This is a genomic window from Microcoleus sp. S28C3 (assembly GCF_036700785.1).
Lineage (GTDB): Bacteria > Cyanobacteriota > Cyanobacteriia > Cyanobacteriales > Microcoleaceae > Microcoleus > Microcoleus asticus.
Genome location: NZ_JAUBPO010000103.1, coordinates 1 through 26,337, shown reverse-complemented (window position 1 = coordinate 26,337; position 26,337 = coordinate 1). Strand labels below are relative to the sequence as shown.

General features: G+C 45.1%; 23 protein-coding genes and 32 tRNA genes. 47 read left to right on the top strand and 8 right to left on the bottom strand.

Going from position 1 to position 26,337, the window contains the following annotated elements:
• Positions 1–139: 139 nt before the first annotated feature.
• A complete protein-coding gene (ppsA, locus tag QUA13_RS25580) occupies positions 140–2,767 on the bottom strand; it encodes a phosphoenolpyruvate synthase (RefSeq protein ID WP_333203047.1) in 2,628 nt (875 codons plus the stop codon).
• Positions 2,768–2,780: 13 nt separating this feature from the next.
• On the opposite strand from ppsA, the gene QUA13_RS25575 reads away from it, so the two are divergent.
• From QUA13_RS25575 to QUA13_RS25555, 5 genes are all read left to right on the top strand, one after another.
• Positions 2,781–3,227 (top strand): hypothetical protein, encoded by a 447-nt coding sequence (locus tag QUA13_RS25575; RefSeq protein ID WP_333203046.1) that lies wholly within the window; start codon positions 2,781–2,783, stop codon positions 3,225–3,227.
• Positions 3,228–3,541: 314 nt separating this feature from the next.
• Positions 3,542–4,666 carry a PD-(D/E)XK nuclease family protein gene (locus QUA13_RS25570; RefSeq protein ID WP_333203044.1) on the top strand — a complete coding sequence of 375 codons (1,125 nt, stop codon included), beginning with the start codon at positions 3,542–3,544 and terminating at the stop codon, positions 4,664–4,666.
• Between the two features lie 239 nt (positions 4,667–4,905).
• Positions 4,906–5,127 (top strand): hypothetical protein, encoded by a 222-nt coding sequence (locus QUA13_RS25565; RefSeq protein ID WP_333203042.1) that lies wholly within the window; start codon positions 4,906–4,908, stop codon positions 5,125–5,127.
• A complete protein-coding gene (locus QUA13_RS25560) occupies positions 5,120–5,542 on the top strand; it encodes an aspartyl protease family protein (protein ID WP_333203040.1) in 423 nt (140 codons plus the stop codon). Before QUA13_RS25565 ends, QUA13_RS25560 begins: the two co-directional genes overlap by 8 nt.
• Positions 5,535–5,771, top strand: a complete 237-nt coding sequence (locus tag QUA13_RS25555) for a hypothetical protein (RefSeq protein ID WP_333203038.1) — start codon at positions 5,535–5,537, stop codon at positions 5,769–5,771. Before QUA13_RS25560 ends, QUA13_RS25555 begins: the two co-directional genes overlap by 8 nt.
• 79 nt (positions 5,772–5,850) lie before the next feature.
• On the opposite strand, the gene QUA13_RS25550 is transcribed toward QUA13_RS25555, so the two are convergent.
• From QUA13_RS25550 to petM, 3 genes are all read right to left on the bottom strand, one after another.
• Positions 5,851–6,768 (bottom strand): NAD(+) kinase, encoded by a 918-nt coding sequence (locus tag QUA13_RS25550; RefSeq protein ID WP_333203036.1) that lies wholly within the window; start codon positions 6,766–6,768, stop codon positions 5,851–5,853.
• 1 nt (position 6,769) lies between these two features.
• Positions 6,770–7,747: an NmrA family NAD(P)-binding protein gene (locus QUA13_RS25545; RefSeq protein WP_333165488.1), complete on the bottom strand. Its 978-nt coding sequence runs from the start codon at positions 7,745–7,747 to the stop codon at positions 6,770–6,772.
• 198 nt (positions 7,748–7,945) lie between these two features.
• A complete protein-coding gene (gene petM, locus QUA13_RS25540; RefSeq protein ID WP_172189541.1) occupies positions 7,946–8,050 on the bottom strand; it encodes a cytochrome b6-f complex subunit PetM in 105 nt (34 codons plus the stop codon).
• 70 nt (positions 8,051–8,120) lie between these two features.
• Between petM and pdxA the strand changes: the two genes are divergently transcribed.
• Both pdxA and QUA13_RS25530 read left to right on the top strand, forming a co-directional pair.
• The gene (gene pdxA, locus QUA13_RS25535) at positions 8,121–9,224 is read left to right on the top strand and encodes a 4-hydroxythreonine-4-phosphate dehydrogenase PdxA (RefSeq protein ID WP_333203034.1); all 1,104 of its coding nucleotides are present in this window, start codon (positions 8,121–8,123) and stop codon (positions 9,222–9,224) included.
• A 114-nt stretch (positions 9,225–9,338) separates the two neighbouring features.
• Complete coding sequence (locus QUA13_RS25530) at positions 9,339–12,947, top strand: OmpA family protein (protein ID WP_333203032.1); 3,609 nt, start codon at positions 9,339–9,341, stop codon at positions 12,945–12,947.
• Positions 12,948–13,181: 234 nt separating this feature from the next.
• On the opposite strand, the gene QUA13_RS25525 is transcribed toward QUA13_RS25530, so the two are convergent.
• Both QUA13_RS25525 and QUA13_RS25520 read right to left on the bottom strand, forming a co-directional pair.
• Positions 13,182–14,006: a biotin--[acetyl-CoA-carboxylase] ligase gene (locus QUA13_RS25525; protein WP_333203030.1), complete on the bottom strand. Its 825-nt coding sequence runs from the start codon at positions 14,004–14,006 to the stop codon at positions 13,182–13,184.
• 366 nt (positions 14,007–14,372) lie between these two features.
• Positions 14,373–14,495: a hypothetical protein gene (locus QUA13_RS25520; protein WP_333203028.1), complete on the bottom strand. Its 123-nt coding sequence runs from the start codon at positions 14,493–14,495 to the stop codon at positions 14,373–14,375.
• Between the two features lie 6 nt (positions 14,496–14,501).
• On the opposite strand from QUA13_RS25520, the gene QUA13_RS25515 reads away from it, so the two are divergent.
• From QUA13_RS25515 to QUA13_RS25375, 29 genes are all read left to right on the top strand, one after another.
• Positions 14,502–14,575: transfer RNA gene (locus QUA13_RS25515), tRNA-Asp, on the top strand.
• A 132-nt stretch (positions 14,576–14,707) separates the two neighbouring features.
• Positions 14,708–14,782, top strand: a tRNA-Glu gene (locus QUA13_RS25510).
• Positions 14,783–14,856 (top strand) — tRNA-Cys (locus QUA13_RS25505).
• Positions 14,857–14,958: 102 nt separating this feature from the next.
• A tRNA-Met gene (locus QUA13_RS25500) sits at positions 14,959–15,033 on the top strand.
• A gap of 3 nt (positions 15,034–15,036) precedes the next feature.
• A tRNA-Trp gene (locus QUA13_RS25495) sits at positions 15,037–15,111 on the top strand.
• Positions 15,112–15,117: 6 nt separating this feature from the next.
• Positions 15,118–15,194, top strand: a tRNA-Glu gene (locus QUA13_RS25490).
• A 4-nt stretch (positions 15,195–15,198) separates the two neighbouring features.
• A tRNA-Tyr gene (locus tag QUA13_RS25485) sits at positions 15,199–15,280 on the top strand.
• Between the two features lie 34 nt (positions 15,281–15,314).
• Positions 15,315–15,388, top strand: a tRNA-Tyr gene (locus tag QUA13_RS25480).
• Between the two features lie 5 nt (positions 15,389–15,393).
• Positions 15,394–15,478: transfer RNA gene (locus QUA13_RS25475), tRNA-Ser, on the top strand.
• A gap of 9 nt (positions 15,479–15,487) precedes the next feature.
• Positions 15,488–15,560, top strand: a tRNA-Phe gene (locus QUA13_RS25470).
• A 6-nt stretch (positions 15,561–15,566) separates the two neighbouring features.
• Positions 15,567–15,641 (top strand) — tRNA-Asn (locus QUA13_RS25465).
• Positions 15,642–15,651: 10 nt separating this feature from the next.
• A tRNA-Gln gene (locus tag QUA13_RS25460) sits at positions 15,652–15,730 on the top strand.
• Positions 15,731–15,735: 5 nt separating this feature from the next.
• Positions 15,736–15,809, top strand: a tRNA-Gln gene (locus QUA13_RS25455).
• Between the two features lie 29 nt (positions 15,810–15,838).
• Positions 15,839–15,915 (top strand) — tRNA-Leu (locus QUA13_RS25450).
• Between the two features lie 23 nt (positions 15,916–15,938).
• Positions 15,939–16,019, top strand: a tRNA-Leu gene (locus QUA13_RS25445).
• A 4-nt stretch (positions 16,020–16,023) separates the two neighbouring features.
• Positions 16,024–16,096: transfer RNA gene (locus QUA13_RS25440), tRNA-Pro, on the top strand.
• 131 nt (positions 16,097–16,227) lie between these two features.
• Positions 16,228–16,301: transfer RNA gene (locus QUA13_RS25435), tRNA-Leu, on the top strand.
• Between the two features lie 95 nt (positions 16,302–16,396).
• Positions 16,397–16,468: transfer RNA gene (locus tag QUA13_RS25430), tRNA-Thr, on the top strand.
• A 6-nt stretch (positions 16,469–16,474) separates the two neighbouring features.
• Positions 16,475–16,551: transfer RNA gene (locus tag QUA13_RS25425), tRNA-Thr, on the top strand.
• Positions 16,552–16,556: 5 nt separating this feature from the next.
• Positions 16,557–16,627 (top strand) — tRNA-Gly (locus tag QUA13_RS25420).
• Between the two features lie 59 nt (positions 16,628–16,686).
• Positions 16,687–16,758 (top strand) — tRNA-Gly (locus QUA13_RS25415).
• Positions 16,759–16,763: 5 nt separating this feature from the next.
• Positions 16,764–16,838 (top strand) — tRNA-Val (locus QUA13_RS25410).
• Between the two features lie 4 nt (positions 16,839–16,842).
• A tRNA-Arg gene (locus QUA13_RS25405) sits at positions 16,843–16,915 on the top strand.
• A gap of 332 nt (positions 16,916–17,247) precedes the next feature.
• Positions 17,248–17,321, top strand: a tRNA-Arg gene (locus tag QUA13_RS25400).
• Positions 17,322–17,327: 6 nt separating this feature from the next.
• Positions 17,328–17,404 (top strand) — tRNA-Ala (locus QUA13_RS25395).
• A 186-nt stretch (positions 17,405–17,590) separates the two neighbouring features.
• Positions 17,591–17,663, top strand: a tRNA-Ala gene (locus tag QUA13_RS25390).
• Between the two features lie 5 nt (positions 17,664–17,668).
• Positions 17,669–17,742, top strand: a tRNA-His gene (locus tag QUA13_RS25385).
• 4 nt (positions 17,743–17,746) lie between these two features.
• A tRNA-Ser gene (locus tag QUA13_RS25380) sits at positions 17,747–17,829 on the top strand.
• A 492-nt stretch (positions 17,830–18,321) separates the two neighbouring features.
• A complete protein-coding gene (locus QUA13_RS25375) occupies positions 18,322–18,888 on the top strand; it encodes a 3'-5' exonuclease (RefSeq protein ID WP_333203026.1) in 567 nt (188 codons plus the stop codon).
• A 415-nt stretch (positions 18,889–19,303) separates the two neighbouring features.
• On the opposite strand, the gene QUA13_RS25370 is transcribed toward QUA13_RS25375, so the two are convergent.
• Both QUA13_RS25370 and QUA13_RS25365 read right to left on the bottom strand, forming a co-directional pair.
• Positions 19,304–19,534, bottom strand: coding sequence for a hypothetical protein (locus QUA13_RS25370; protein WP_333203025.1), 231 nt, complete (start codon positions 19,532–19,534; stop codon positions 19,304–19,306).
• A gap of 77 nt (positions 19,535–19,611) precedes the next feature.
• Positions 19,612–19,776 (bottom strand): ribbon-helix-helix domain-containing protein, encoded by a 165-nt coding sequence (locus tag QUA13_RS25365; protein WP_333203023.1) that lies wholly within the window; start codon positions 19,774–19,776, stop codon positions 19,612–19,614.
• A 236-nt stretch (positions 19,777–20,012) separates the two neighbouring features.
• On the opposite strand from QUA13_RS25365, the gene QUA13_RS25360 reads away from it, so the two are divergent.
• The 11 genes from QUA13_RS25360 (at position 20,013) to QUA13_RS25310 (ending at position 26,006) form a co-directional block, all read left to right on the top strand.
• Complete coding sequence (locus QUA13_RS25360) at positions 20,013–20,585, top strand: dihydrofolate reductase family protein (RefSeq protein ID WP_333203021.1); 573 nt, start codon at positions 20,013–20,015, stop codon at positions 20,583–20,585.
• Between the two features lie 101 nt (positions 20,586–20,686).
• Positions 20,687–20,758: transfer RNA gene (locus tag QUA13_RS25355), tRNA-Lys, on the top strand.
• Between the two features lie 316 nt (positions 20,759–21,074).
• A tRNA-OTHER gene (locus QUA13_RS25350) sits at positions 21,075–21,161 on the top strand.
• Positions 21,162–21,262: 101 nt separating this feature from the next.
• Positions 21,263–22,492: an elongation factor Tu gene (gene tuf, locus QUA13_RS25345; protein WP_333203019.1), complete on the top strand. Its 1,230-nt coding sequence runs from the start codon at positions 21,263–21,265 to the stop codon at positions 22,490–22,492.
• Positions 22,493–22,513: 21 nt separating this feature from the next.
• Positions 22,514–22,714: a hypothetical protein gene (locus tag QUA13_RS25340; RefSeq protein ID WP_333203017.1), complete on the top strand. Its 201-nt coding sequence runs from the start codon at positions 22,514–22,516 to the stop codon at positions 22,712–22,714.
• A 69-nt stretch (positions 22,715–22,783) separates the two neighbouring features.
• The gene (locus QUA13_RS25335) at positions 22,784–22,960 is read left to right on the top strand and encodes a DUF6888 family protein (RefSeq protein WP_333033723.1); all 177 of its coding nucleotides are present in this window, start codon (positions 22,784–22,786) and stop codon (positions 22,958–22,960) included.
• Positions 22,960–23,166: a DUF6887 family protein gene (locus QUA13_RS25330; RefSeq protein WP_333033721.1), complete on the top strand. Its 207-nt coding sequence runs from the start codon at positions 22,960–22,962 to the stop codon at positions 23,164–23,166. Before QUA13_RS25335 ends, QUA13_RS25330 begins: the two co-directional genes overlap by 1 nt.
• A 178-nt stretch (positions 23,167–23,344) precedes the next feature.
• Positions 23,345–23,418: transfer RNA gene (locus QUA13_RS25325), tRNA-Lys, on the top strand.
• A gap of 189 nt (positions 23,419–23,607) precedes the next feature.
• Complete coding sequence (locus QUA13_RS25320; protein WP_333203015.1) at positions 23,608–24,570, top strand: GNAT family N-acetyltransferase; 963 nt, start codon at positions 23,608–23,610, stop codon at positions 24,568–24,570.
• 628 nt (positions 24,571–25,198) lie between these two features.
• Positions 25,199–25,399 (top strand): hypothetical protein, encoded by a 201-nt coding sequence (locus QUA13_RS25315; RefSeq protein ID WP_333203013.1) that lies wholly within the window; start codon positions 25,199–25,201, stop codon positions 25,397–25,399.
• 539 nt (positions 25,400–25,938) lie between these two features.
• Positions 25,939–26,006: transfer RNA gene (locus tag QUA13_RS25310), tRNA-Lys, on the top strand.
• The last annotated feature ends 331 nt before the right edge of the window (positions 26,007–26,337 follow it).

Here is a 26,337-nt window from a genome sequence, read left to right as displayed (position 1 = left end):
TAATATAACGCTAAGGATATAGTTCCAACCAGAAAGACATCAGCCTCAATTAGTGTATCTTCATAGTGAATTGGTATCAGCCTGGGAACCCTAGCAATAGGGATATTTTGACAGAAATGTCTTAAGAATCCCCGTACTTTCAGGTCGGGGAGTGCCAAAGGATTTCTACATACCCTTCTGTTCCATGTACGCGAATTCGTTGCCCATCTTCGATCAGTTTGGTCGCATTTTCTACTCCGACAACTGCCGGTAAGCCATATTCACGCGCGATAACTGCTCCATGGGTCATCAGTCCACCAACTTCGGTGACTAGACCTTTTATGGATACAAATAATGGTGTCCAGCTAGGGTCAGTAAACGAGGTGACTAATATATCTCCATCTTCTAGATCGGCGTCTTCCATGTTTAGGATGACACGTGCTCGTCCCTCTATAACTCCGGAAGAAACAGCCAGGCCTACAATAGCTTCAGCCGGGAGGTTTTCTCGTTTGTACGCACCGGAAATCATTTCACCATCAGACGTGAGAACACGTGGGGGAGTTAGTTTTTCAAATGATCTGTACTCGTCTTTTCGTTTGCTGACGATCTGGTAATCCAGTTTATTTGTGCGTACAACTTCGTGCAGTTCTTCAAAAGTGAGGTAGTAAAGATCTTCTCTTTCATGAATAACGTTGGCTTGTACGAGTTGTTCGGCTTCTTTCAGCAACGCCTGCTTATAAACGAAGTAGCGATTAACAATGCCGTATTTTGGATATTCACGATAGCCTGCGAAATTCCGGACTAGGCCGATCATCCGCTTTGTTTCTTTGGCTTTTTGTTCACCATCCGGTAATTGCTTCAATCGTTCTAACAACTCTTGTTCTTTGTTCAAAGCCGCCTGTCGCCCCTGCTCAAATTTCCGCTTGCCGGCACCAGGCTCAAAGTTTTTGATGTTACTAAGGATTATGGGAAAAAGTGTCGTTGGTTTTTCGCTCCAACGAGTTCTAGTAATATCGATTTCTCCGGCACATCGCATTCCGTATTTGTTGAGAAAAGCATAGATGGCGTCCTGGGCTTCCTGTCCACCATCAAGCTTAACCAGCTCATCCAAAAAGCTATCGTCTTTTATATGTTGCAAGTAATTGATTACTTCTGGATACGGGCGAATCACATCTGCAACATCCAACAACTCCAGACCCATTTCCGAAGTAATATTGTTGGATACGGATTGAGAAAGCGTGTCTGCTACGTTCTTTTCACCTAACCACTCCATCATTTTCTCATTGATCCAGGAGGAAGCATTCATACCAGTCATAAGCACACCAAAACTCTGTGAATCAGAGTTGGTCTTCTTTAATTGCTGGATATCTTCCAGGATAAAATCCAACAGATCCGATCCTGATTTCGTTTGGATGGTTTGTTTTAACGCTTCGAGCGAGGTTTGACTCTGTTGAATCAAATCAGCAACAATCGCCGGATCGTAGTCGTTTAGGGTTTGAAAATCAGCAGGCGATCGACCTTTACTGCTTTTGCCGAGACTCCGATCGTCGTCGGGTAACGATTTTATAAAATCTCCCCGCTCTATGATGGTTGTAAGTGCGTCTTTCATGAGGGGATCGGATTTTCCCAATGTGACGTTTAATATCGTTTCTCTGCCGACAGGTGAAGCCAACGTCGCTGTAACATCAACAAATAACCTTCCACCAGCAGTGTGCATGGGTGCATGGGTCGTTAACAGGAAAAAAGACAATCCCAATGGTTTCATGGCATCGGTCATCATTTGGTTGTGACCGACAGATACATAGACGTGGTTTTCCCGATCGTTCGCTTCAGGGATGGGGTATAAAGTAGTGATTGGGCGACTCTGGACAACATAAAATGTATCATCAACCAAACACCATTCGATGTCCTGGGGACAGCCGAAATGTTCTTCGATTTTTCTGCCCGTGCGCTCAAGCTGTACAATCTGCTCATCCGTCAGCGCTTGCCTATTCTGTCTCTCAGGCTCAATTTCCTGTGCTTTCGTACCGCCATCTTTTAAGGCATAAACAGCCAGTTTCTTGGTAGATATCTTCTTATCGATAATCGTGCCGTTACACACTTTATAGTTATCGGCATTCACCAGGCCGGAGACCAAGGCCTCGCCAAGTCCGAAGCTGGCATCAATGGATAACACTTTTCTATTAGAAGTCACAGGATCGGCAGTAAACAAAATTCCTGCTACCTGCGGGAAGACCATCTTCTGAACAACCACAGACAGGTGGACTTTACGGTGGTCGAAGCCGTTTTGAAGGCGGTAAATTACTGCTCTCTCGGTAAATAGCGATGCCCAGCACTTGCTGATATGCTGATAGATTGCCTCGTTTCCGATAATGTTCAAATACGTATCCTGCTGGCCTGCAAAAGAGGCCGTCGGTAAATCCTCTGCAGTTGCGCTGGATCGTACTGCATAGGCATTTTTTTCATCAAGCCTGGAGAGGAGGCGGGCGATCTCTTCATTAATGTCTTGAGGAATGGCTATCCCTTCGATGACCCTACGAATCTCACCGCTAAGTTCACCGATTTTATCCCGGTCTTCCACCTTTAGAAGGGATAAGCGATCGAGTAATTCGTTAATCGACGACGTTTCCCCAATGATTCTTTTAAAGGCTTCAGTAGAAATACAGTAGCCATCCGGTACGCGGATTCCTTCAATCTTGGAAAGTTCCCCCAGGTTTGCGCCTTTACCCCCAACAACCATGATTTTTGTTTTGTCAATCTCCTGAAAACCAAGCACATAGGAACTCATATATTTACCTCCTGTGGCAATTCTTTATTTAATAATTTTGATGACATCCTTCGGGCTAAAACGATTTACCGGAGTATTGTACTTCAACTCGACACTCAAAAGTGCATCTTATCCCGAAATAGCCCCTCATTTAGTGTTGATGGCATTTCTGCATCGAGTGATTAATGGTGGGCGAACATTGGAGCGGGAATATGCGATCGAACGCGACAGAATGGATTTATGTTTGCGTTATGGTGAAGTAACATTGGGAATTGAACTGAAGGTTTGGCGAACTCTGAAAGTCGATCCGTTGAGTAAAGGGTTGGAACAGTTAGATGGATATTTGGCTCGATTGGGACAAGATGAAGGGTGGTTGGTGATATTCGAGCGACGCGAGAAGGCGATCGAATTAGAAGAACGACTGAATACTGAAATTCATCTGACACCACTGGGGCGAACCGTTACAGCTATTCGTGCGTGAAGAAGTTCTGATGAATGTCTCGATTTTTGCGATCGCCAAGGGTGTTCTATCGACTCTAATCTCAAATATAATAAAGATAGCTTTTTTCAGTGCGACGGCTTAAGTGTTTAAGTTGAATTGTGCGGCGAACTCGATCGAGGAAAGGAGATTCTGATGGGGAGTAAGAAGAGGTTGACATACATCCTCAAGCGGCGGTATTATTCGACTATATGCAGTGTTGTACCGCAAATGCGATACAATTATAAGTTAGGTAGCTTGAGCCTCTGGCTAGGGCCGTACGGTAAACTCACTTGTTGAGAGTAAAACATAGGTGAATGTTAGTGGCGCTTTTCAGTCGGCTCTTAAATCTCAATACAGGCAGTATTCCGCTAGAAGATTTCTTCACTGAGTTGGTCGCCTACCTCTTCAGTACAGACAAGGAAATTCTCTATTCTTGGCTTAAGAATTTAAACTTATTGGATATAAATATTTATTTGGATGCCTATGTTTCAACACAGAGGGAGTTTGAGCCTCTTGATGATCATCGTTTAGCTAGCCGCCCAGATATCTTAATTGAGCTAGTAGATGCTAAAAGTCGTAGCATCATCTTTATCGAAAGTAAGATTGGCTCTCAGGAAGGCTACGAGCAGCTTTCAAGGTATGCCGAGATTTTGCATGGATTTTCAGGGTTCCAGCACAAATTTCTTTTGTACATTACTCGTGATTTTGATCCAAAAGATCAAGCAGATATTTTCAAGAATATTTCTCAATCTACCGTTCAGTTCAGGCAATTGAGGTGGCATCAGTTCTATCGATTTTTGAAATCTCAGGCAGATACAATGCTTGTTAAAGAAATTGTGACATTTATGGATGAGTATCGCATGGCACATAACAATCAGTTCTCTTCTATTGACGTGATTGCGTTAGCAAATTTCACAAAATCACTAAAACTTATGGAAGAGACAATGTGGGGAGAAGTCAGTCAGCGCTTTGAGAAAGTTCTGGGAGCAATTAAGCAAAAGTCTACAGCTCTTACCCAGATTCAATGGCATGGGCGGTATTTAATGACTGCCTCAATGCCAAGTGGAAGATGGTGGTGTGGTCTAGGCTTTATTCTAAAGACATCACATTTAACTGATTACCCAATAGTACGTCTCGTACTTGAAGTAGATCCTAATTCACCGCGTCGAGCAGAAATTATTGAAACGATGAAAGATATTTGCGAACAGTACGGTTGGAGGGGTTATAACTTAGATAGCTCAAAAGACTGGGCAGGAATAGTTCGAGACAAAAGTTTACAGGATTTTCTTTCTGAAGAAGACCATGTGGTGGCTGTCAAAAGATTTTTCCTGCAAGCACTAGATGAGTTAGAAAAGATCAAAGATCAGTATTCAAAACTTCCTTGGGTAGCAATTCAAGGCAATGGAGAAAGCTCTGATGATACGTTGCCAGCTACCTAACAAATCGTTGCAACGGCGGAATAAAGATAATCGGTGGGGATGCCAGGGTTACTAACCGCCGTTGAACTCAATCGTTATCTCGCAAACGCTGCCTGACTTTGGAGATGATTCGGAATCTCGATCGAGAGCTTGACCTACAGAAACTTGGTAGAATAAATAGACACGCTTCGATCGCGCACCCATGCAACAAGCTAGTAGATCCAATCTTTTCGCCAAACCTCAAACGAGGAGATTCTCAAATGCCATTGGCTGAACTAATGTCACAGATCCAGGAACTTTCAAAAATTGACAAGCTTCGGCTGATGCAGTTTCTGGCAACAGAACTGGTCAAAGAAGAAGATGCAACAAACTTTTTTGTGGCAGATCGAGAGTATCCGGTCTGGTCGCCTTACAATTGCTCTGAGGCTGCCAATGTTTTAATGAATCTTCTGACGACAAAACAACAAGAACAGAATGATTGACGCTCAGAGATTTCCCTACAAAATCATTGACAGCAGTCTTGGCATGGTCGATCGAATGCCCTACCTGCCATTGACACTCAGCCTGAACGGTCAATCCTTGAACGCTGAGGGCTTACTAGATACAGGCGCAAGCGTTAATGTTTTGCCCTACGAGTTAGGGCTACAACTGGGCTTAGTCTGGGAAAATGAGACACTCTCAGTTGTATTGGCTGGGAATTTGGCTCGATTTGAAGCCCGCGCAGTCGTTGTTAATGCTCGAGTTAGTTCATTCCCAACGCTTAACCTGGCATTGGCCTGGACACAAGCAACCAATGTACCTTTGATTTTGGGGCAAGCTAATTTCTTCTTCGAGTTTGATGTCTGTTTCTTCCGGGCACGTTCAGAATTTGAAATCCGTCCTAAGCAGAGTGAATAGAAATGAAGACACTCCAACTATACCGTTATCTCGTAAACGCAGCCTGACTTTGGAGATGGTTCGGAAGCTCGATCGAGAATTAAGGATTCCGGTGGATAAATGTCGCCCTACATTACCAACACTAATTGCTGCTTTATTCTACGATTTATCAACAGATAAAGAAATCAAAATCCCTTCAATCGGTGAAAAACGGGAACGGGAATTGCGATTTCCTACAGCGAGGACTTGATATGATATCTACGAGCAAGCCAACTGGTTGAGCCAACAATCCCCGTACCTCGATCGTCGGGGAGTGTCAACAACAACTATCAAGGCAACTCAACAGAACTGGGTTTAGCAATGTGAGGCAAGCCCCAGCCCAATTTTTCCCGCAAAATGTGGAAAAACTCAAAAGATTGCACCCGAATAAAGCGGGCTGGATACGGAGATCGCTCGACTTGCACCCAATCTTCGGGCAGAACATAACATCCGCCGTTACCGTCAACCACCATCACCAGGCGGTTTGGACTCGCCGGCAAAATCTTGACCGGCTCGGTGTTAGAAAACACCAAAGCCCGCGAAGCCATTGAATGCGGGCAAATAGGCAGCAACTGCAACACCGGCACTCCGGGAATGATGACAGGCCCACCGGCAGAAAGGGCGTAAGCTGTCGATCCTGTCGGAGTCGCGATGATGACTCCATCTGCGGCAATGTCAATAGAGGCGTGCTGGCCGATCGCCACTTCAAAATGACACATACAAGTCAGCGGTTCCCGGTGCAGCACCATTTCATTGAGACAAAGAGCTTCCCACAGGCAGTCGTTTTCTCGAAACAGCCGCACCGCCAGCATTGATCTTTCTTCTATGTCGTATTCTCCGGCGATTACCTTTTCCAAAGCTTGCGGCAGCAAGTTCAGGTAAGTTTCTGTTAAAAAGCCCATGTGACCGGTATTGACAGTCAGCAGCGGCACTCCAATCGGAGCGACTTGGCGAAATGCCGACAGCACCGTACCGTCGCCGCCCAAAACCACTGCAAACTCCATGTCGCTGTCAAAACCGGGGGGGACGAGTTGTTCGATCGGGTTGTGGCACAGGGGGCGATCGGGGCTAGAATAGCCCAGAATTCCTCCGGAACCAGAAACCGAGCAAACCTCCCAGCCGCGGGCAGTCAGCTTGTCTTCTAACTCTGCGGCGATACGACAAGCCACAGGTTTAACGTCGTTGTATATAATCCCAGCTTTCGGCACTTTAAAATGTAAAGGGCATTTTTTGTTTACTCCGTTTTTTAGTTTTAAGCTGCTCGTACTCTATTTCCTTGAGCTTCTTCATAATCAGATTAAAGTATTCTTCCAGATAAGACTCCAAAGTAGTAGTTTCTTTGGGGTCGATTCCGAAGACACTGTAAACGTCATCCATCGGAGCTTTCAAGGGTTTTCCGGCTGCCAAAACTTCTGAAAAAGCCAATCTGTCAGCTACGTTCCAACTCCACTGAAAGAACTTAGCAAATTGACGAGTAGCCTTCAACAAGGCGTCTGGGGTGCGCGTAATTTTAGCTTGCTTCCCTGACAGCCTTTCGCACAAACGCACGATTTCTTCAGCATCCCAAGCGCGATTTCCCACAACCGGAAAGCTTTTTTTCTCGGTTTCAGGAACGGAAAGAGCCCGGACGGCAAATTTAGCAACGTCCTGAGTGTTCATGTAGGCAAGGGCTGACGGCTTGTTGGGCAGCCAGACTGCCTGATTGTCCAAAATCGGCATTGCATACAGACTCAGCAGTCCTTGCAAAAAGCCGCAAGGTCTCAAGATTGTATAGTCTAGACCGGATTCTGCTAAGAACAATTCGGTACAGCGCTTGATTTCCAACAAGGGGACTTGAGGATATTTCTCGGCATCGAGAAAGGAAAAGAATATGTAACGCTTGATGCCTGCTGCTGCTGCTGCTTGGATCAGCGATACTTTTCCGTCCCAGTCTACTCTTTTGATGCTGACAGAATCCGCAGCACTGGCTGTTGCTGCATCGATAATAGCACTCACGCCTTCTAGGGCCGGAGGCAGACTGTCTGGCTGGCAAAGGTTCCCCGGTACGAGTTCAGCGCCCCATTCTTTCAAAAATGCAGCTTTTCTGTAACTTCTGACTAAACAGCGTACCTGGTAGCCCTCGTCTAGGGCGCGGCGGGCTATTTGGCGGCCGAGAGTGCCGGTGGCACCTAAAATCAATAAAGTCATCTAGGGATTAATTTATGAATCTTAAACTTTCAATAAGATGGTATCAGGTTTTTGTTAAGTTTTTTATAAAAACTTAACAAAAACCTGAATTTTTCTCATTTTAGGCTTGAGATATTCGGCAGAAGGCTTGCTTTCGCCAGAAAGTAGACACTAGAAGGCAGAAGGTAGAAGGCTTCTGAAGGATTGGTTGAAAAAAACTTATTCTTCGCCGCCTTGCAATTTGAGCAGGAGGAAGCCTCCACCTATACCCACGAAAATTAGGGAAAAGGACAAAAAGGCTGCATTGAAAATTTCAGGATTCATGGTTTGATAAGTCCAATTGGGCGATCGCATTAAATAAAGATAATATAATTTGGGGCTACCAGCTACATGAATGCTAAAATTTCAGTGCCCAAATTCATGTATTTTGTTGGAGAGAACTGCCTTGAGTCTCGATCGGGAAGCAAAACTAGCTGTAACTCTGGGAGATCCGGCGGGAATTGGCCCGGAAGTGATTCTCAAGGCATTGGCAGATCCCGCTGCTGCTTTGAAGGCGACGGTTATAGGTTCTAGGAGAGTTTTGCAGCAAACTTACGATAAGTTGCGATCGAGCAATCCCGCAGCAGAAGCGGCAAATCCCGAAACATTAAACATTATTGATATTGAACCAGACAGCAAGTGGGGCGAAATTGTCCCGGGCGTCGGGAGTGCAGCTAGCGGGGCGGCTAGCTTTGCTTACATGGAAAGCGCGATCGCCCGTACCATCGCCGGCGAATTCTCCGCCATCGTGACAGGCCCGATTTCCAAAACTTGCTGGCAAGCGGCAGGTTACAATTATCCCGGACAAACAGAACTCCTCGCAGAAAGGGCAAAATCGCAGCGGTTCGGAATGCTGTTTGCCGCCACATCTCCCCACAGCGGCTGGACGCTCGTAACTTTACTGGCTACCACACATATTTCCATCCGTCAAGTCCCCGATGCTTTGAGTCCAGAATTGCTGAGCGAAAAACTAGAATTGCTGGTAGAGTGTTTGCGGGAAGATTTTGGGCTGGAAAGACCAAAAATAGCGATTTCTGGCTTAAATCCTCACAGCGGCGAAAATGGCAAACTGGGAAATGAAGAGCAAGACTGGATGATACCTTGGTTGGAAACGCAGCGCGATCGCTTTCCTCAAGTACAGTTAGACGGGCCAGTCCCCCCCGATACCCTGTGGGTAAAACCGGCTAAAGTTTGGTACGGTTTAGCCACAGAAGCTCACGACGGTTACTTGGCAATGTACCACGACCAGGGGTTGATTCCAGTAAAATTGATGGCTTTCGACAAAGCTGTCAACACTACAATTGGCTTGCCTTTTGTGCGCACATCTCCGGATCACGGCACAGCTTTTGATATTGTAGGTCAAGGGATTGCAGATGCCTCCAGCATGAAGGCAGCATTGCAGTTGGCGGCTCAGTTGGCTAGTCGCAGAACAGCAGTTAAAATAGGGCGAGAGCTTTAGTACGCCTGACGCTTGGAAAAATTGTGTCATTCCTATTGATTTTCGCTGGGGTGAGGCGGCAAGCAAGCTGATAATTTCCTTCGGTAGATTAAAATCACGTTTGGGTAGCGCAGTATGACACCATCTAATGATAATTCAGGCAAAATATATCAGTCAGGAAAAGAGGTTTCTGATGCAACTATGGCAAGTTCTAAAGCAGGAGAGCAACTTCAGGAATTGCTAACCATACTGACTGAATTCCAGTTATTAAAAAAATCAAAAAAAGAACCAAGCGAGCTGAAATTACCGCTTTCTGAAAAGTCTGTTCAGCGATTTGAGGATGAGGAAAATCGGCGCAACCAATTGTCTTTTCGGATCGAATCACCGCCTATTGTACCCGAAGTATTAACTGACAATGAAGAGATGCCCTCTCAAAGACAAGAAAACAATAATGAAAAACCTGATTCATCTATAATCGCAAATGTAGAAAAAAAATATAGACCGTCGGAGGAAGAATTAGAACAAGCAGTGGAAGAGTTTAAGCGGTTACAGCAACTGCTGTTTGAAAGAGATTTACCGGAATTTTACAGTAATGTTTTGAGCGTGGAACAAAGGTTGGAAAATTTTGAGCAGCTCATGTCTGAGCCCGAAGAGTTGATGAATTTACTAAGACCGTTAATTCCTGAGTTAGTGAGAGAAGAATTAGAGGGGTTGAAGTCTGAATTCAAAAAGGCGATCGAACTCGCGAGCAGTAATAAAATTAATGGACTCGAATTGCCGACGAAATTAGCGGATTTGGAAAATCAAATTGCTAAATTCAACCAGCAGCAACTGCCGAATGCAGAACAGTTAATGCAACGGCTGATACCGGTGGTGGGCGAGCTGCTCAACCGCAAGCTAGAGGAGTCTAAGTTAGAAGTAGCTTCGGCGATCGCACCGAAAGTCAATCAAGTAATTTACAATCAAAACGGACTTGAAGAACACGTAGTAAGAATTGAAGATAGAGTTGCGAATATTCAGCAGCGTTACCAGCAGCAACCAGAAGATTTAATCAAGCAGCTAGTACCGGTAGTTAGCGAGTTGCTGAACCGCAAAATTAGTGAATTAAAGTTAGAGGTTATAGCAAGTGTCGCACCCTCAGTACAAGTAAGAATAGCTTGGGTAGAAATAGAAGAAAAAGTATTGAGTATCATAGAGCGCAGGCTGGCTGCGCAACAGTCGCCAATCCAGAAGCCAGAAGAGATAATGGCGATGCTAATGCCAGCAATAACTGATTTGCTGAACCGGAAAATCGATGAATCAAAATTAGAGGTAACAGCGGCGATCGAACCTTTGATAGAATCAGCAATTCTTCAAAGAGAAGTTCAAGGCAAATTGAGCGACGTAGAAAGTAGACTAAATAATCTTCAGCGACAGCAAAAGTCTCAGCCGGAAGAAATAATGGCAAGGTTGATGCCGTTAATGATTGAGTCGCTGAACCGGAAAATCGACGAGACAAAGTTAGAGGTGAGAGAGGCGATCGCGCCCGCTGTCAACAGGGCTATTCAAAACAGCGGTATTGCAGCACAAATATTAAATAATGACAGTAAGATTGTCGCTGTTCAGCAGCAAGTTTTAGCCGAAATAGAAGGGTTGATGGCAAGAATAATGCCAGTGATTGTAGAAATGTTGTCCCGAAACATCGGCGAAGCAAAGCTAGAGATAGAATCTGCGATCGCCCCGGCTGTTGATGCAATCATTCAGAATAAAAGGATCGATCAAAGACTCGGGAAGATCGAACAACAGATTGTGGCGATCGAACACCGAATTTATGAATCGACAGACTTGTTTACAGATTTACTGAAACCTTTGATTGATGAGCTGATGGTTAGCCATCACGCCCAACTAAAAAAATCGGTACTCGAATCTATTTTACCATTGTTAGATGAAGTTGTCGGTTATAATTACAGACTCAACGATAAAGTAGGGGAACTCGATCGCAAAATTACTGATGCTGAATGGGGAGGCAATCGGGAAGAATTACTCGCCAGAATCAAAATAATCTTTCCGGAAATGATGATTCAAACAATTAATGAGTCAAAAAAATCATTTGCCGAAACCATATCTCCGATAATTGATGAAGTAATTAATACCAAAACCCGACAAAATAGGCAGTCGATGGGAGTAGCCATATCGCCGGCTATTCCTGTGGGAATCAGCCACAGAATCAGTGAATCTCCCGATGAAATTGCAATGGCGATCGCCCCGGAAATGGCCGCCGCTATCAAACAGCAAATTCATCTCAAGCGAGAAGCAATGTCGGATGCACTTTATCCGATTATCGGCAGCACGATTTTAAAATACATCGCCGAGAGGATGCGGGAGATTAATGAAAAACTCGAATCAGCTTTAAGTCCAGAGGGAATTAGTCGCAAAATTAAAGCCAAATTTCAGGGCATTTCTGAATCTGAATTGCTGATGAAAGAAACAACAGCACTGAGTGTTAAAGCTGTTTTTTTAATTCAAGCAAAATCGGGATTAGTAATTTCAGCAGTGCAGCATTCTCAATGCGAACAGCTAGAATTAGACACGGTAGCAGGGATGCTGACTGCTATTCGGGCTGTTGTCAACGATTGCATATCTCAGTCGAGAAATATTGCAGAGATTGATGCTATAGAATACGGCACATCTACGATCGTATTGGAAGTAGCGAGTTCGTGTTATCTGGCAGTAGTTATGCAAGGAGAAACCCGCCAGTGGTTTAAGTACAAAATGCGAGCGATATTCAAAAAGATTGTTCAAGAATACGGGGTTCAAATCCAGTCATTTAACGGCGATCCAGCCACTGTGCCGGCAGAAGTAAACTCGTACTTGCAAAAATTAATCGATACAGAGGTAAAAGTTAAATCTCCTCAACTTCCAATTTTACCAATTATCTGTTTGGCAGCGTTAGGTGTAATTGGTGTACCTTGGGGAATTCATCAATACCGCAGCGGAGTTGAAGCGAGCTTAGAAGCAGATACGAATTTAGCTTTACAATCTGCTCCGGAGTTATCGGTTTATCGCCTCGCGGCAGATGTTAAAGATAAAATATTGGAGATTTCTGGACGAGTGCCGAATCAAAAGCTGCGATCTAAAGCGGAGAAAATCGCTCAGCAAGCGGCTCCAAAATTAGGAATTGAAAATAAAATTATAGCTGTTGAAGTCCCTCCCGATCCGGTTTTAGTCGAAGCCGATGTCAAGCGGACGGCAGCTCTTTTGAATAAAGTAGAAAGCATTGATATCTCGGCTCGCTATGCAGAGGGAAAAGTCGCCGTTGCAGGTAGCGTAAGCAAAGTGCCAGATGCTCAGAAAATAACTCAAGCTTTTGAGAAAATTCCAGGGGTGAAGTCTGTAACAAATACAGTAATAATAGGAACTAAACCGCAGTCAAAAATAATGGCAGTTCGCGTGTATTTCGGTGCCGGTTCGGCAAGTTTGCAGGCGAAAGACGTAGCACAAAAGCTTAGCAAAGTCAAGGAATATATGGAGGAAAATAGGACGAAGAATTTGAGGATAATTGGCTACAGCGATTTTAAAAGTGCTCCGGCCGAAAATCAAAAGTTGGCACTGGAAAGGGCGACAAATGTGAAAGGTATTTTGGTTAAACAAGGGATAAATGGCAACAGAATACAAGTTGCTTCTACTAAGGGTCGTCCCGAAGGTGTGGAACCAAGTCAACCGCTGTGGCTGAACAGATTGGTAGTATTTGAGGTGATAAATTAAAATGGGGAATAGGGAATAGGGGATAGGGAATAGGGGATTGTTAATTGGGAATTTTCCCTAATGACTAATGACTAATGACTTCTTTATCTTAATTTATAGTAACTGGCAAGACGGTTAGGACATTTTTGAGCCCTGAAAATATTGCTCTGACTGCATTTCCCTTCTTCCTTCTTCCTGACATCCGTTACATCCGTTACAGAATCCGTTGCCGAACTTCCTTCTTCCTTCTTCCTCTTAAATTAATCGAACTCGCCCGGAGGTAAAGGGTTGTATTCGATCGCCCGCCAAGCATACTAACAAGCGGCCGCATCCATCAATGCCCGCGGCTTCTCCGCAGATGGTTTCGGAGGAAAGTTCGATCGCCACCGGGCAGCCAATCAACGCATCGCGGCGGCGCAATTCCGGCAAAAGTAGCGCTAAACCGGACTTGGAGGCTGGCTTGTCTGTGGTAGAAAACATATCGGCTAGTTCGAGTAAATAGTGCCGCAGTCGATCGAGCAAACACAGTTCATCTGGTACTGTACTAGCAATAGAATGCAAGCTTACCGCATTGCCGAGATCCCTTTCATCTAATCCCGCAGCCGCGAAATCTACGCAGCGGTTGAGTCCAATTCCCACAACCGCGCGAGTTTTGCCAGAAACATTGCCGTTGGTGGCTTCGCAGAGAATTCCGGCTAATTTGTGGCGATCTATCCAGACATCGTTTGGCCATTTCAGGCGCAGCATATCGCGACAGTCGGGAACCAAATCTTCGATCACGTAAATCACGGCTAAACCCGCTGCTAAACTGAGTCCCGGCAACAGATTGGGGTTGAGGTTGTCGAGTACAAAACTAACAGTCAAGACACCAGTTGGGGCGTGCCAGGTGCGCCCGTGTTGGCCGCGCCCGCTGGTTTGTCGCCTAGTAAATACTGCATCTCCGTGGTGGAGTTGGGCCGCGCGGGCGATCGCCCAACTGTTGGTACTCGGACAGGTATCCAAGGAGTGTAGCCAGTGAGGGAGGTTTGGGCGATCGGGTTCTGTGGATGCGGGCACGGGAGTTAAAGGCAATTCAGACAATGTTTGATTTGTAGTATTTGATATCTAAAAGCTGATTATCGCATTTTCCAGAAGTGCGACCTCGCGCGACGGCGAGAATTCAGAGAAATTGGAGTGTACTACAGTTTCAGCATCAGATTTACCTTACGCCACCACATCAGTTTAGCCGCACAATCTATTGATTTATATGGGTTTGAGGGAACGCAGAGGGTTGGTTGGAGCGATCGACACCCCTTTAAAAAACCCAATTTTAAAAAAAGTTGTATTACCCCCTTGACAGTCTTGTAATATGCGGTGTAGTATAAATGTATGGCGAAGGGAAAGAGCTTTAAAGCCTTATCCCACAAGCAATATGAACCTTGAAAACAGAATAGGAAGTTAATCGTGTCACATAATTGTGGACATCGGCGGTGTAGACTCCGGCAACAATAGCCCGATCGGGTTGTAGTACGCGGAATCAACCGCCACCCCGTCCCAACTTAAATAATTCAAGGACAGAATATTGTTCATTTTCGCGGGGGTATAGCTCAACCGGTCAGAGCAGTCGCCTGTCGAGCGAAAGGTTGCGAGTTCAAGTCTCGTTACTCCCGTCAGTAGATTTTAGATTTTAGATTTTAGATTTTAGATTTACTCCACAGGAGAAGAATCTGGGAATTGGAACTTTGGTCTAAAATCCACACCTCCTGTCGGAAAGCAAGTATCCGTTTTTCGGCGGGGGTCAAAGTCCCGTAGGCAAAAGTCAAGCCGTCTCCCCCTCAAGGAGAAGATTGCGAGTGCAAACCTCGTCGGGACTCCCAGGTTAGGTGGCCGAGTGGTTGAAGGCGTCGGTCTGCAAAACCGATTTTCGCGGGTTCAAATCCCGCCCTAACCTCTGTTCCCAATCAGAAATTAAAAATTAGAAATTAAAAGATTAAACTAACAGTCTTTTAATTGATTTTTTTAACTTTTAAAAGGAACGAAACGAAAGTGACATTGCAGCGTAGCTTAATGGTAAAGCGCCAAGCTCATACCTTGGTCAATGCGGGTTCAAATCCCACCGCTGCCACCACAAGCAGGGATGGTGTAACTGGCAACACTCTGGTCTCCAAAACCAGCATTCTGAGTTCAAATCTCAGTTCCTGTGCCAATTTATAGTGCTGTAGGCAAATGGTTTAAGCCGCTTGGTTTTCACCCAAGTGATTGCGGGTTCAACTCCCGTCAGCACTTCCAAACTGGGTCGGCCCTCCTATTGGCGTGGGTAGCTGTCTGTAAAACAGTAGCTTAAAGCGTTGCTGGTTCAATTCCAGCCCGACCCATTTGTAACTGCATTTAATCCGCAGTTGCAATTTTGAGAACGTGGTGTAGCCGGATAACATCTCAGTTAATAAAACTGAAGATTGAGGGTTCAAATCCCTCCGTTCTCGCGCTCGGAGAGGTGGCCGAGAGGCTTAAGGCACCTGTTTGCTAAACAGAATCGGATCAAACCGACGCAGGTTCAAATCCTGTCCTCTCCGTTGAAATTTCCCCCGATAGCTCAGTTGGTAGAGTGCTTGTGTGAAGAACAAGAGGTCGTCAGTTCGATACTGACTTGGGGGATTGCGTTGCCTTATAGCTCAATGGTAGAGCAAGCGGTTGTTAACCGCTAGGTTGTAGGTTCGAGTCCTACTGGGGCAGCCATTTTTTAAATTGCCGGGTAGACAAATTGGTAAAGTCGCCTATCTCTGAAATAGGAGTTTATGTAGGTTCAAAGCCTACCCCGGCACCCAATTATTGGGAAGTCGCCTAATCGGTATGGCACCGCTCTTTGAAAGCGGAAAAATGCAGGTTCGATCCCTGCCTTCCCAGTTCTGCTATTACCAAAGCAGATCAATTACACTCCTGTAGCCCAATTGGCAGAGGCCGCAGTTTCAAAAATTGTGTTGTGTGAGTTCAAATCTCACCAGGAGTACCAAATTTTTAACTAAGTTTCTAGTTGCTCCTGTGGCGGAATTGGCAGACGCGGCAGACTTAAAATCTGTTTTATTTTGAGTGTGAGTTCGAGTCTCACTAGGAGCATGAACGGGATGTAATTCAGCGGCCAGAAGCCATGCTTTGGGAGCATGGAGTCGTTGGTTCAAATCCAACCATCCCGACTTTACCCCTGTGATGTAATTGGAAAACATCACTCGCTCAGAACGAGTGTTTTTTGCAGGTTCGAGGCCTGTCAGGGGTATGAGGTTTTATTCAATCTCAAATCTCAAATCTCAAATCTCAAATCGGTTTTGCCCCTGTAGCCCAATTGGTAGAGGCGCTAGATTTAGGATCTAGTTAGTGCTGGTTCGATGCCAGTCAGGGGTATTTGGTGACATCGCGGGTGAAGTAGCCTGGGTAGGCTTGGAGGTCTCATAAGCCTCTTAATAGCAGGTTCAACTCCTGCCCCCGCCACCAAAAATGCAGGTGTGATGTAATTGGCAACATAAGGCTCTTGTAAAGCTTTCTTGCGAGTTCAAATCTCGCCATCTGTTTGGCGCGCTGGTGTAGCTCAATTAGGCAGAGCAACTGATTTGTAATCAGTCGGTTGTAGGTTCAATTCCTATCACCAGCCCCACAATTGCGGATATGGTGTAACGGTAGCATTCGAGTCTTCCAAACTCTAGGCACGAGTTCGATCCTCGTTATCCGCTTGGCTAAACGAGAGGTTTTTTCAATCCAAAATCTCAAATTTCCAATCCAAAATCGGTTTGCGGGTGTGATGTAAAGGCTAGCATCTGAGTATGCCATTCTCAGCGCATGGGTTCGAGTCCCATCATCCGCTTTTGTAGTCCTGTAGCTCAACGGTAGAGCGTTTGCCTTACAAGCAAGATGTTGCAGGTTCAAATCCTGTCAGGACTACCAATATGGGAGTGTAGCTCAATGGATAGAGCGCCGCGCTTCGGACGCGGATGTTGTGGGTTCAAGTCCTGCCACTCTCGTTGTTTTTGCTTTAATTTAAGGAGGTTGATTCCATTGAATGGATAATTTTTTATATTAAGAGCGATCGCCCTTTGCGTGTCCCAATCTTTGGAGCCTACATACTTTAGTACGAGAGGAAAGGTAACGCTGTCAAAATCAGCGGGCGTTTGAGAACGAGGAGTGCATTGAACCCGGCAGGTTTGCTTAAAGGTAGCCATCCTTTAAAGAGTGTGTAATAACTCATCGGCGGAGTCCCTCTAGTAACTGAGAAAACGCAATGCTCTGATAACTTGCACGCAAAGTGCGTGAAGCGCAGCTATCCCGTAGGGAATCGCGCATTAACAAAAAACATGGGAGTGTAACTCAACTGGATAGAGTGTCGAGCTTCTACCTCGAATGTTGTGGGTTCGAGTCCTACCGCTCCTGCTAAATGGGTTCGTAGCTTAATTGGTAAAGCATCTAACTGGCTGTTAGAAAGATATCGGTTCAAATCCGATCGCAATCCACCACACCAATTTTAGATTTTAGATTTTAGATTTACTCGACAGGTGAATCTTTTACGGGGTCATTCGATTTTAGATTTTAGATTTTAGATTTTAGATTTACTCGACAGGTGAATCTTTGACGCGGGGTCATTCGATTTTAGATTTTAGATTTTAGATTTTAGATTTACTCCAGAGGTGAATCTTTTACACGGGGTCATAGCTCAATTGGTAGAGCGCTTGCTTTGCACGCAAGAGGTTAGGAGTTCGATTCTCCTTGATTCCACTGCGGTGTCTGAAGCCAAATCGGTAGCGGCGCTGGTTTGTGGAACCAGTAATAGCGGGTTCAATTCCCGTCAGACACCCCTTGGAAGATGCCGCTAAATGGTTGGCAACCAGTCTTGAAAACTGGGGTACAGTTAACTGTAAGGGTTCGATTCCTTCATCTTCCTTTTAATTAACCACCGGAAGTCGAAAAGCGAGACACCGTGCTGATAACGCGGCGATAGGAGGGGCAGTACCTCCTCGGTGGATGGATTGGTTTATAATAAGTCTAGATTTGCTAGTTATTCAACATAGAAGCCATGAGAATTCAAGTTCTCAAATTAGAATTGGTTCAGTGAATTTTGTTATTAAACAATATTCAACTTTTAAACGAAATCCAAAAACTGAAAGAAAAGTCACCCGAAAAGACTGCTGTACTCAAACCTCGTCAATTTGGCTGTGGTCAAGGAATTTTTACTTTACGTTGCGGATGATTTTGATGAAACACCTCCTGGTTTTGAAGAATATGCGTAAGTCATCAATATAGGGCTTACGCATGGGGCTCAGAAACCGGGTTTTTTGCTGAATCTGCGGGCTGTAACGAAGTTTTTTCGTAAAAAACCCGGTTTCTTTGGTGGGAGCGCCAGAGCCAGAAATATATTATGTGAGGTTTAATTTATATGAATTTACAGCATTACAATTACTATCTGGTGGTTGACCTTGAAGCAACTTGCTGCGATCGCGGAAAGATCAGAAAAGAGGAAATGGAAATTATCGAAATAGGAGCGGTTATGGTGCATTCAGAATCTCTAAGTATTGTTGATGAATTTCAAAGCTTTATTAAGCCAGTTCGCCATCCTATGCTGACTGAATTCTGCAAATCGCTAACATCTATTTCTCAGGCACAAGTCGAGGAAGCTCCCACTTACCCGGAGGCGATCGCACTTCTGAAAAACTGGCTGTCTGGTTACTCAAATGGTGTATTTGGTTCTTGGGGCGATTTCGATCGCAAACAATTTCAACAAGACAGCAACTTTCACAAAGTACCTTTTCCCATTGCTTATCCTCATGTCAATCTCAAAAAATTGTTTTCCCAAAAGCAAGGTTTGCGAAAAAGTCATGGGATGGCAAAAGCTCTGACACTCGCGGGTTTACCGCTAGAAGGAACTCATCACCGAGGCATTGATGATGCCAGAAATATCGCCAAACTGTTGCCTTATATTCTGGAGCGAAAACAGTTGTCCTGATTTGCGATCGTACATACAGCGAGCAAAATTATGGGGAGGTCGCCTAAGTGGAATGGCACCGTAAAAACTTTGGAAAAGCGGCTCCCAAAAGGACGATCGGGTTTGTTGAGTATGGTAAAAAGTTGCTTCGCGACGTTCCCTGAAAATGCAAACAGGCAGCGGGTTGCGGAGGCACTGAAAGGAATTAACAGTCCGAGATGGGGGCAGTTCCCGTCTGCTTGCGGGCAGTAAGGAAGCGCGTTTCCTGAAAGTTGCTGTCGATCGATGCGGGTTCGAGTCCCGTCCTCTCCATTCAAGGTTCAAGTCCAAATCGAAGAGTTTCAACCCGTGCCCTAACAGTTAAAGCATACATACTCGGCTGTTAACCGACTAAAACCAATGCTTTACGCACTTGCACGGGTTGAACCTCAGAACCTCAGTTGTTCTTGAGGTCTAAATCGCGATCGTAGCTGCCGATTGGCCGCAGTCTGGTCATCAACTGCTTCAGCAAGAAGCCGTTGCTGTTCCAAGCGGTATAAGGAGTAGCCCCTTGTCCCTTCAGGCACAAGGTTTGTCGGGCTTTGTTGTGGCAGATATTTGCCAGCAGGCTGACGACTGACACTAAGCCGAGTTCATCGACAAGGGCTTCGAGTTGATCTTGAGTCACAAGCACACCTCCAGGGTTGACTATTCCTGAAATATACCACATAGTACCTTTCAAGGGTACTTAGAGTATACTAATGGTTACTTATTTTCAGTTTCCTCCACGAGGTTGTATTCCTTGATAGCCGCCATGACTAGCAGAGTGGACATAGGAACTCCTGTCTGCTGGGAGATGTTTCTCAGTTTTTCGTGCAAACGCTTGGGAACTGTGACTTTAATCACAGCAGTCTCTTCTTTGTCAGCCATTTCAAGCAGTCATGTTTAGTTGACATCAGCTTATCCTCTTTCCGAGTAACGATCGCGCTTTGCTGCGATCGTCTGTAGGGATGCGGGCGCAGCGCGATAAAATGGCTGCTGCTGCGAAACTGTGCGCTAACAAATAAAAAGGTCGATCGCAAATCTCTAACCAAGGGAGCGATTGGATATATTAGTTACATTCACAAGCAAGCAGTAACCAAACAACTTAATAAAAAAGGTGAAACATGAGAAAACTAAAATATTACGTTGCTTGCACCGTTGACGGGTTTATTGCTCGGGAAGATGGCTCATTTGATTGTTTTCCTATGTCAGGGGAGCATTTCGCTGATTTGTTCGATTCCTTTCCTGAAACTTTTCCGGCTCACTTTCAGGAAGCACGAGGCATTCGTGCAGAGAACAAGCAGTTTGATGCGGTTTTGATGGGACGGAAAACCTATGAGGTAGGGCTAAATGTTGGTGTAACTAATCCTTATCCCACCTTGAAGCAGTATATTTTTTCGCGCACTATGAAAGCCAGTCCCGATGAGAATATTGAACTTGTTTCGGACAATCCTGTCGCATTTGTTAAAGAATTGAAAAAACAAACGGGTAAAGACATATGGCTCTGCGGTGGTGGCGCTTTAGCGGCAACTCTTTTTTCTGAGATTGACGAGATGATTGTAAAGTTGAATCCGCTAGTTATCGGCTCTGGAATTCCTCTTTTTTCCCGTGTACTCGATCCGACAAATTTGGAACTTACCAATCGCAAAATCTATAGCAACGGTTTCATGTTGCTTCATTATAGAGTGAAGCATTAGCAATCGGGATTTTATGCGTTGCAATTGCTGGGAGCAAAAAAGGACTGAAGTTTTTACTACACAATGATTTTTTAGGAATTACACAAAGCCTGAATTTTTATGGGTGGTTAGCAAAGCGGTTATGCACCCGGCTTTTAACCGGTACCAGATAGGTTCAACTCCTATACCACCCACTCAATCGATTTTAGATTTTAGATTTTAGATTTTAGATTGAGGGATATCTATGAAATTTTAGACTTTAGATTGAAGGGCCTATCGATTTTAGATTTTAGATTTTAGATTTTAGATTTTAGATGGAGGGATATCTGTGAGATTTTAGATTTTAGATTGAAGGGCCTATCGATTTTAGATTTTAGATTTTAGATGGAGGGATATCTGTGAGATTTTAGACTTTAGATTAAAGGGCATATAGTTGCATGAGCTCTGCTGCCTTTATCTGCGTTGATCTGCGTTATCTGCAATTATCTGCGGTTAAAAATCCAAAAACTTGGAAAGTGTGGCTGTGTGGACGGCAACTGGTTTGGAATACCAGCGTGCAGCGTAAAGCTGTAGAGGTTCGACTCCTCCACTTTCCCTTTTAATCATTAGCGAGCGGTTCTTACTCATTAAAAAGAGGCCAAGGACTAAAAACTAATGATTGAAAACAAACAACAATTCTAAAAGGAGAATCAAATGTAATGTCACGCACTAAATTTGAACGGAACAAACCCCACGTCAATGTCGGTACAATCGGTCACGTTGACCACGGCAAAACAACCCTAACAGCGGCGATTACAATGACGCTGGCTGCACAGGGTCGGGCCAAGGCTAAAAAGTACGATGAAATCGATGCTGCACCGGAAGAAAAACAGCGGGGAATCACGATTAATACGGCTCACGTTGAGTATGAAACTGGCGATCGCCATTACGCTCACGTTGATTGTCCGGGTCACGCTGATTACGTGAAAAACATGATCGTGGGTGCCGCTCAAATGGATGGTGCAATCCTCGTCGTGTCGGCTGCAGATGGTTCGATGCCTCAAACTCGCGAACATATCTTGTTAGCGCGACAAGTGGGAGTGCCGAAGTTGGTTGTCTTTTTGAATAAGAAAGATATGGTGGACGATGCGGAAATTTTGGAGTTAGTCGAGTTAGAAATTCGCGAACTTCTCAGTTCTTACGGTTTCCCGGGCGATGATATTCCAATTGTCGCAGGTTCGGCACTGAAAGCGCTGGAAAAGATGACTGCTAATCCGAAAATACACCGCGGCGAGGATGAGTGGGTTGATGGCATTTACAATTTGATGGATGCGGTAGATGACTGGATTTCTACGCCCGATCGCGATATTGACAAACCTTTTCTGATGGCTGTTGAAGATGTGTTATCGATCAAAGGTCGGGGAACTGTCGCAACTGGCAAAATCGAGCGGGGTAAAATCAAAGTGGGCGATAGTGTGGAATTGGTGGGAATCCACAACACTCGCACGATAACTGTTATCGGCGTTGAAATGTTCCAGCAAATTCTGGATGAAGGAATGGCTGGAGATAATGTCGGTTTGTTGCTTCGCGGCATCCAAAAAGACGAAATTGAACGGGGGATGGTGCTTGCTAAACCCGGTTCTATTCAACCTCACACTGAATTCGATTCTGAGGTTTACGTGCTGTCGGAAAAAGAAGGCGGCCGCCGCACTCCTTTCTTTGCGGGATATCGCCCTCAATTCTTCGTGCGGACAACGGATGTTACAGGTACGATCGCATCTTTTACGGCTGACGACTGCAGCGCGATCAACATGGTAATGCCGGGCGATCGGGTTAATATGACTGTGAAGTTGTTGCAGCCGATCGCGATCGAACAAAATATGCGTTTTGCCATTCGCGAAGGCAATCGCACTGTGGGCGCCGGTGTCGTCTCCCGAATTCTGAAGTAGACGCTTTCGGAAGCAATTAGAATGAGTAAGGTGGGCCAAAGTCCACCTTACTCATTAATTCACAGCAAATTTTTCTGTGTGGATGCAGTAGCCAAGATGGAGTCAAGCGAATTGTCGAGATTGGAGATGGGCAAGTCTCAGATTTGGTTGGATGGTCTGCCGAACGTTTTGCACAACTCTGGGGCAGATAAGGTAGGATCGGAAAGACTCGTTATTTTATAATGTTGAGCCTTGGCGATCGGTAGAATAAATTGTATACTGAAAAAATATGATTCAACTAACAGGGGTTAAATGCCTACCAACGCACAATTGAGGGGTTTGTATCGAATTGGCTACCAGTTGACGTATTTAATGTTTCAGCCGATTCACCTCATTTGCATTGACGATCGCACTCAAAATTTATTCATATTGGCAGGAAATAACGAGGAAATAGAGTTGGAAATTACACCGAATGGGGAGGTGCTGTAATGAGTCAAATTAACTACAGTGCAATGTCTTACCGAGAGTTAAGGCGGTACTTTCTTGACCACCGAGACGATCGAGCTGCTTTTCAAGCTTATCTAGCAAAACGTCGAGAACGATCGCCGAGAGTCATTACAACAGTTGACGATCCAGACTTCGATGTCAAAATTCAGACAGCAATTCGCCAGCAAATTGCACAGCATCAGAAGTAGCGCAGTACAGCGCCATAACACCGCATTGCAGCGAATAAACGAAAGCCGCTACTTAAGTTGCTTGAGGTTGTAATGGCGCGATCGCACTTGCGTTAAATATTGACCCTGGGCGACCGCCACAAATTTATACAAAAATAGTTGAATTTTCAGAACAGTTGTGTTATAGTAGCCTAGATGCGGGAGTATAGCTCAGTTGGTTAGAGCAGGTGACTCTTAATCTCAAGGTCGAAGGTTCAAGTCCTTCTACTCCCATCCCAAATCCTGAAACCAAATTTATCGAAACTCACGAGTGCAATCAACTGCTGTAGAGGTTGGATGCGTCTGGGTGTTTGCGTTGTGGAATTTTTAATGTCGATCGACCGATCGGATTTGTCGATCGATAAAAGTGCGATCGCCCAAGCTATTTTTAAACTGAATAACAACAGGAAATGGTGATTAGCTATGATGGCAAATCTCTCGGCGCGCTGCTATGCGGGCGATCGCGATTTAGAGGCGATCGCCCATTTAATCAATACTTGCGAAGAAGTCGATCGGCTCGATGAAGGTACTTCCCTCTCGGAATTGCAACAAGAATTTAACGCACCGTCCCTAGATGTAGCACGCGATATCCGCCTTTGGGAAGATGCGGAGGGAAAATTAATCGGTTTTGCTCAGTTGTCTGTTTCTGAACCGGGCGAAGTAATTGACGGTTGGCTGTGGTTTCGCGTTCACCCCGACGCGCGCGGAGGCGATGTGGAAGCAGCCGCGATCGCCTGGGGTGAAGTGCGGATGCGCGAGGTGTCTGCAATGCGGGGCGGGCGCGTGAAGCTGCGAACCTACGCTCGCGCTGAGGATTGCGATCGCATTTCATTGCTGACAAGTAATGGTTTCAAGGCCGATCGCTATTTTTACCGAATGGCGCGATCGCTCTCTGAACCGATCCCAGAACCGCACTTCCCCAAAGGTTTCGCCCTGCGTCAGTTCCCCGGCGAACAGGATGCGGAAGCTTGGGTAGAAATGTTCAACCAGTCGTTTATCGATCACTGGAATCATCACGATTTAACGGTGGATAAATATAAGCACGAGTTAGCTAAACCCGATTACAGAAATGATTTAGACTTGATTGCTGTTGCTGATGACGGCACATTTGTCAGTTTTTGTTACTGCGAGATTAGTGTGGAAGAGTGCGATCGTACCGGGCGCAATGAAGGCTGGATTGCTTGTCTCGGCACTAGGCGCGGCTTCCGCAAAATGGGATTGGGGCGAGCGATGTTGCTCGCTGGTTTGCATCGACTGAAAGCTGCCGGTGTCGCTACTGCTATTCTCGGCGTCGATGCTGAAAATTCCTCAGGTGCATTGCGTCTTTACGAGTCTGCTGGCTTCCACAATATTCGCAACAGCATTTCCTATGTTAAGGATGTTTAACCGATGTTACAGTTGGCGATCGCGCTTTGACCCAAGAAACCCGGTTTTTTACCGGATCTGCGGGTAGCAACGAAACATTTTCCGGAAAAAACCTGGTTTCTCGCCACTCGTGTAAGTTTTATCTAAAAAACTTTTGCTACCCCCTTGACGCCTTTGTAGTATGCCTGTAGTATGTAAATATGGAAAGCGCAGGACAAGCAAAAACCTGTATTTTTCGTGCAAATTCTGAACCTTGACAACTAAATATTGCTCAAAATTTCAAGGAACATCAATTTGAAAGTCTTGCAATACAGACTCGATTGTCATGTTGTTACTTTATACGAAACTGTTCGGTTACAAACTGACTCGCCCCGAGTCAGATGTTGTACGAAATCAGTCTAATTTCAACGAATTTTATGCGGATTCAGAACAGACAAGCTCTGCCAGATTTCAATCAACCAAAAAGGCTGAGGAACTCCGCAAAATCAAACAAGCTTATCATTTAGAACGGCGCTTATTTTAGTAAAGATTATCATATTTCGTGAATCTTTACCGATACTGGCAATTTGCTAAGTCTCACAAAAAGCCAAAGTCGAGAGCAGATAAGCTACCAATCCCAAATCCAAAATTGCTCTAGGAGGTATCGGTAATGGTTCACATTCGTTTTGAAGGACGTTCATATGACTTGGCAGAAAACCAAGTGGGTATCGCGGCAGGAATGAGCGACAAAGCTATTAAAGAACGCCTGGCCAACCATTTTGATGTCAAGGGCGATCGCTTCGAGTCTTACGTGCTCGATCGGCGTCCCAGCGGCGATTTAATTGTCCGCCCAGAAGCCGTTTACGGCTAGAAATTCACTTTGATTCCGCGCCCCAATTCGAGAAGCCTACACACATTAGGGTTCTAGCTCTGAAAAGATTGCGGGTTCGAGTCCCGCTGAAGGCTTCAGCCTTTATGGTGGAATGGTAGACACACTAGAAACTGTCCAAAGCTTTTTATACTTGCGCGGAACAAAAATTTCATCAGCTATTAGGGGGCGCACCCCAACTAAAGAAGCTTACAAACTGGCAACGTTCGACTAAACATCGAATAGTAGGTTCGATTCCTACCTCGCCGCGAGGCGCAAAAAAAACAAAGCTTCTCTGACTTGTGCGCTGCCTCTTATACCTGAATTTTTTAGAGTTGAAAAACAGCTACACCGCACCCCAACAGTTGAAGCTTACACACTTTTTGGTCTTCTAAACCAAAGGTAATAGGTTCGACTCCTATCATCCCCGCCTCGGGGATGTAGCTCAACGGATAGAGCACATAATGTCAATAGCTTTAGCGACTTGTGCGGGGTATCTGTCAGGTAGTGAAAAAACACTTCGCGTCCTAACTGAGGAAGCTTACATACTAGCTCATGGTAGAGCAATTCCCTCTTAAGGAAAAGGTCGCGGGTTCAACTCCTGCGTATGAACAACGGCTTTCTTGACTTGCGCGAAGTGATTTTCACTATTATAAATAGTCACCATGATTTAGCAATTAATCTCGATGTTTAAAAATCTTGTTCCGCGCCCTCACAAATGAAGCGAATACACACAATCCATCCGATTGGTCGCAGGTTCAAATCCTGCCAGTCCCTTAAAAGGGACTGTAGCTCAGGGGTAGAGCGTTCGGCCTGTCAAAACGCTTTGCTAACTTGCGCGGAACATCTCATATCAAATCCGGTTTCAATAGACCTCTTGCGAAAGTGCGATCGTTCTAGGTAAAATAAAAGAAAAAATGAGCTTAATAATATGAATTACG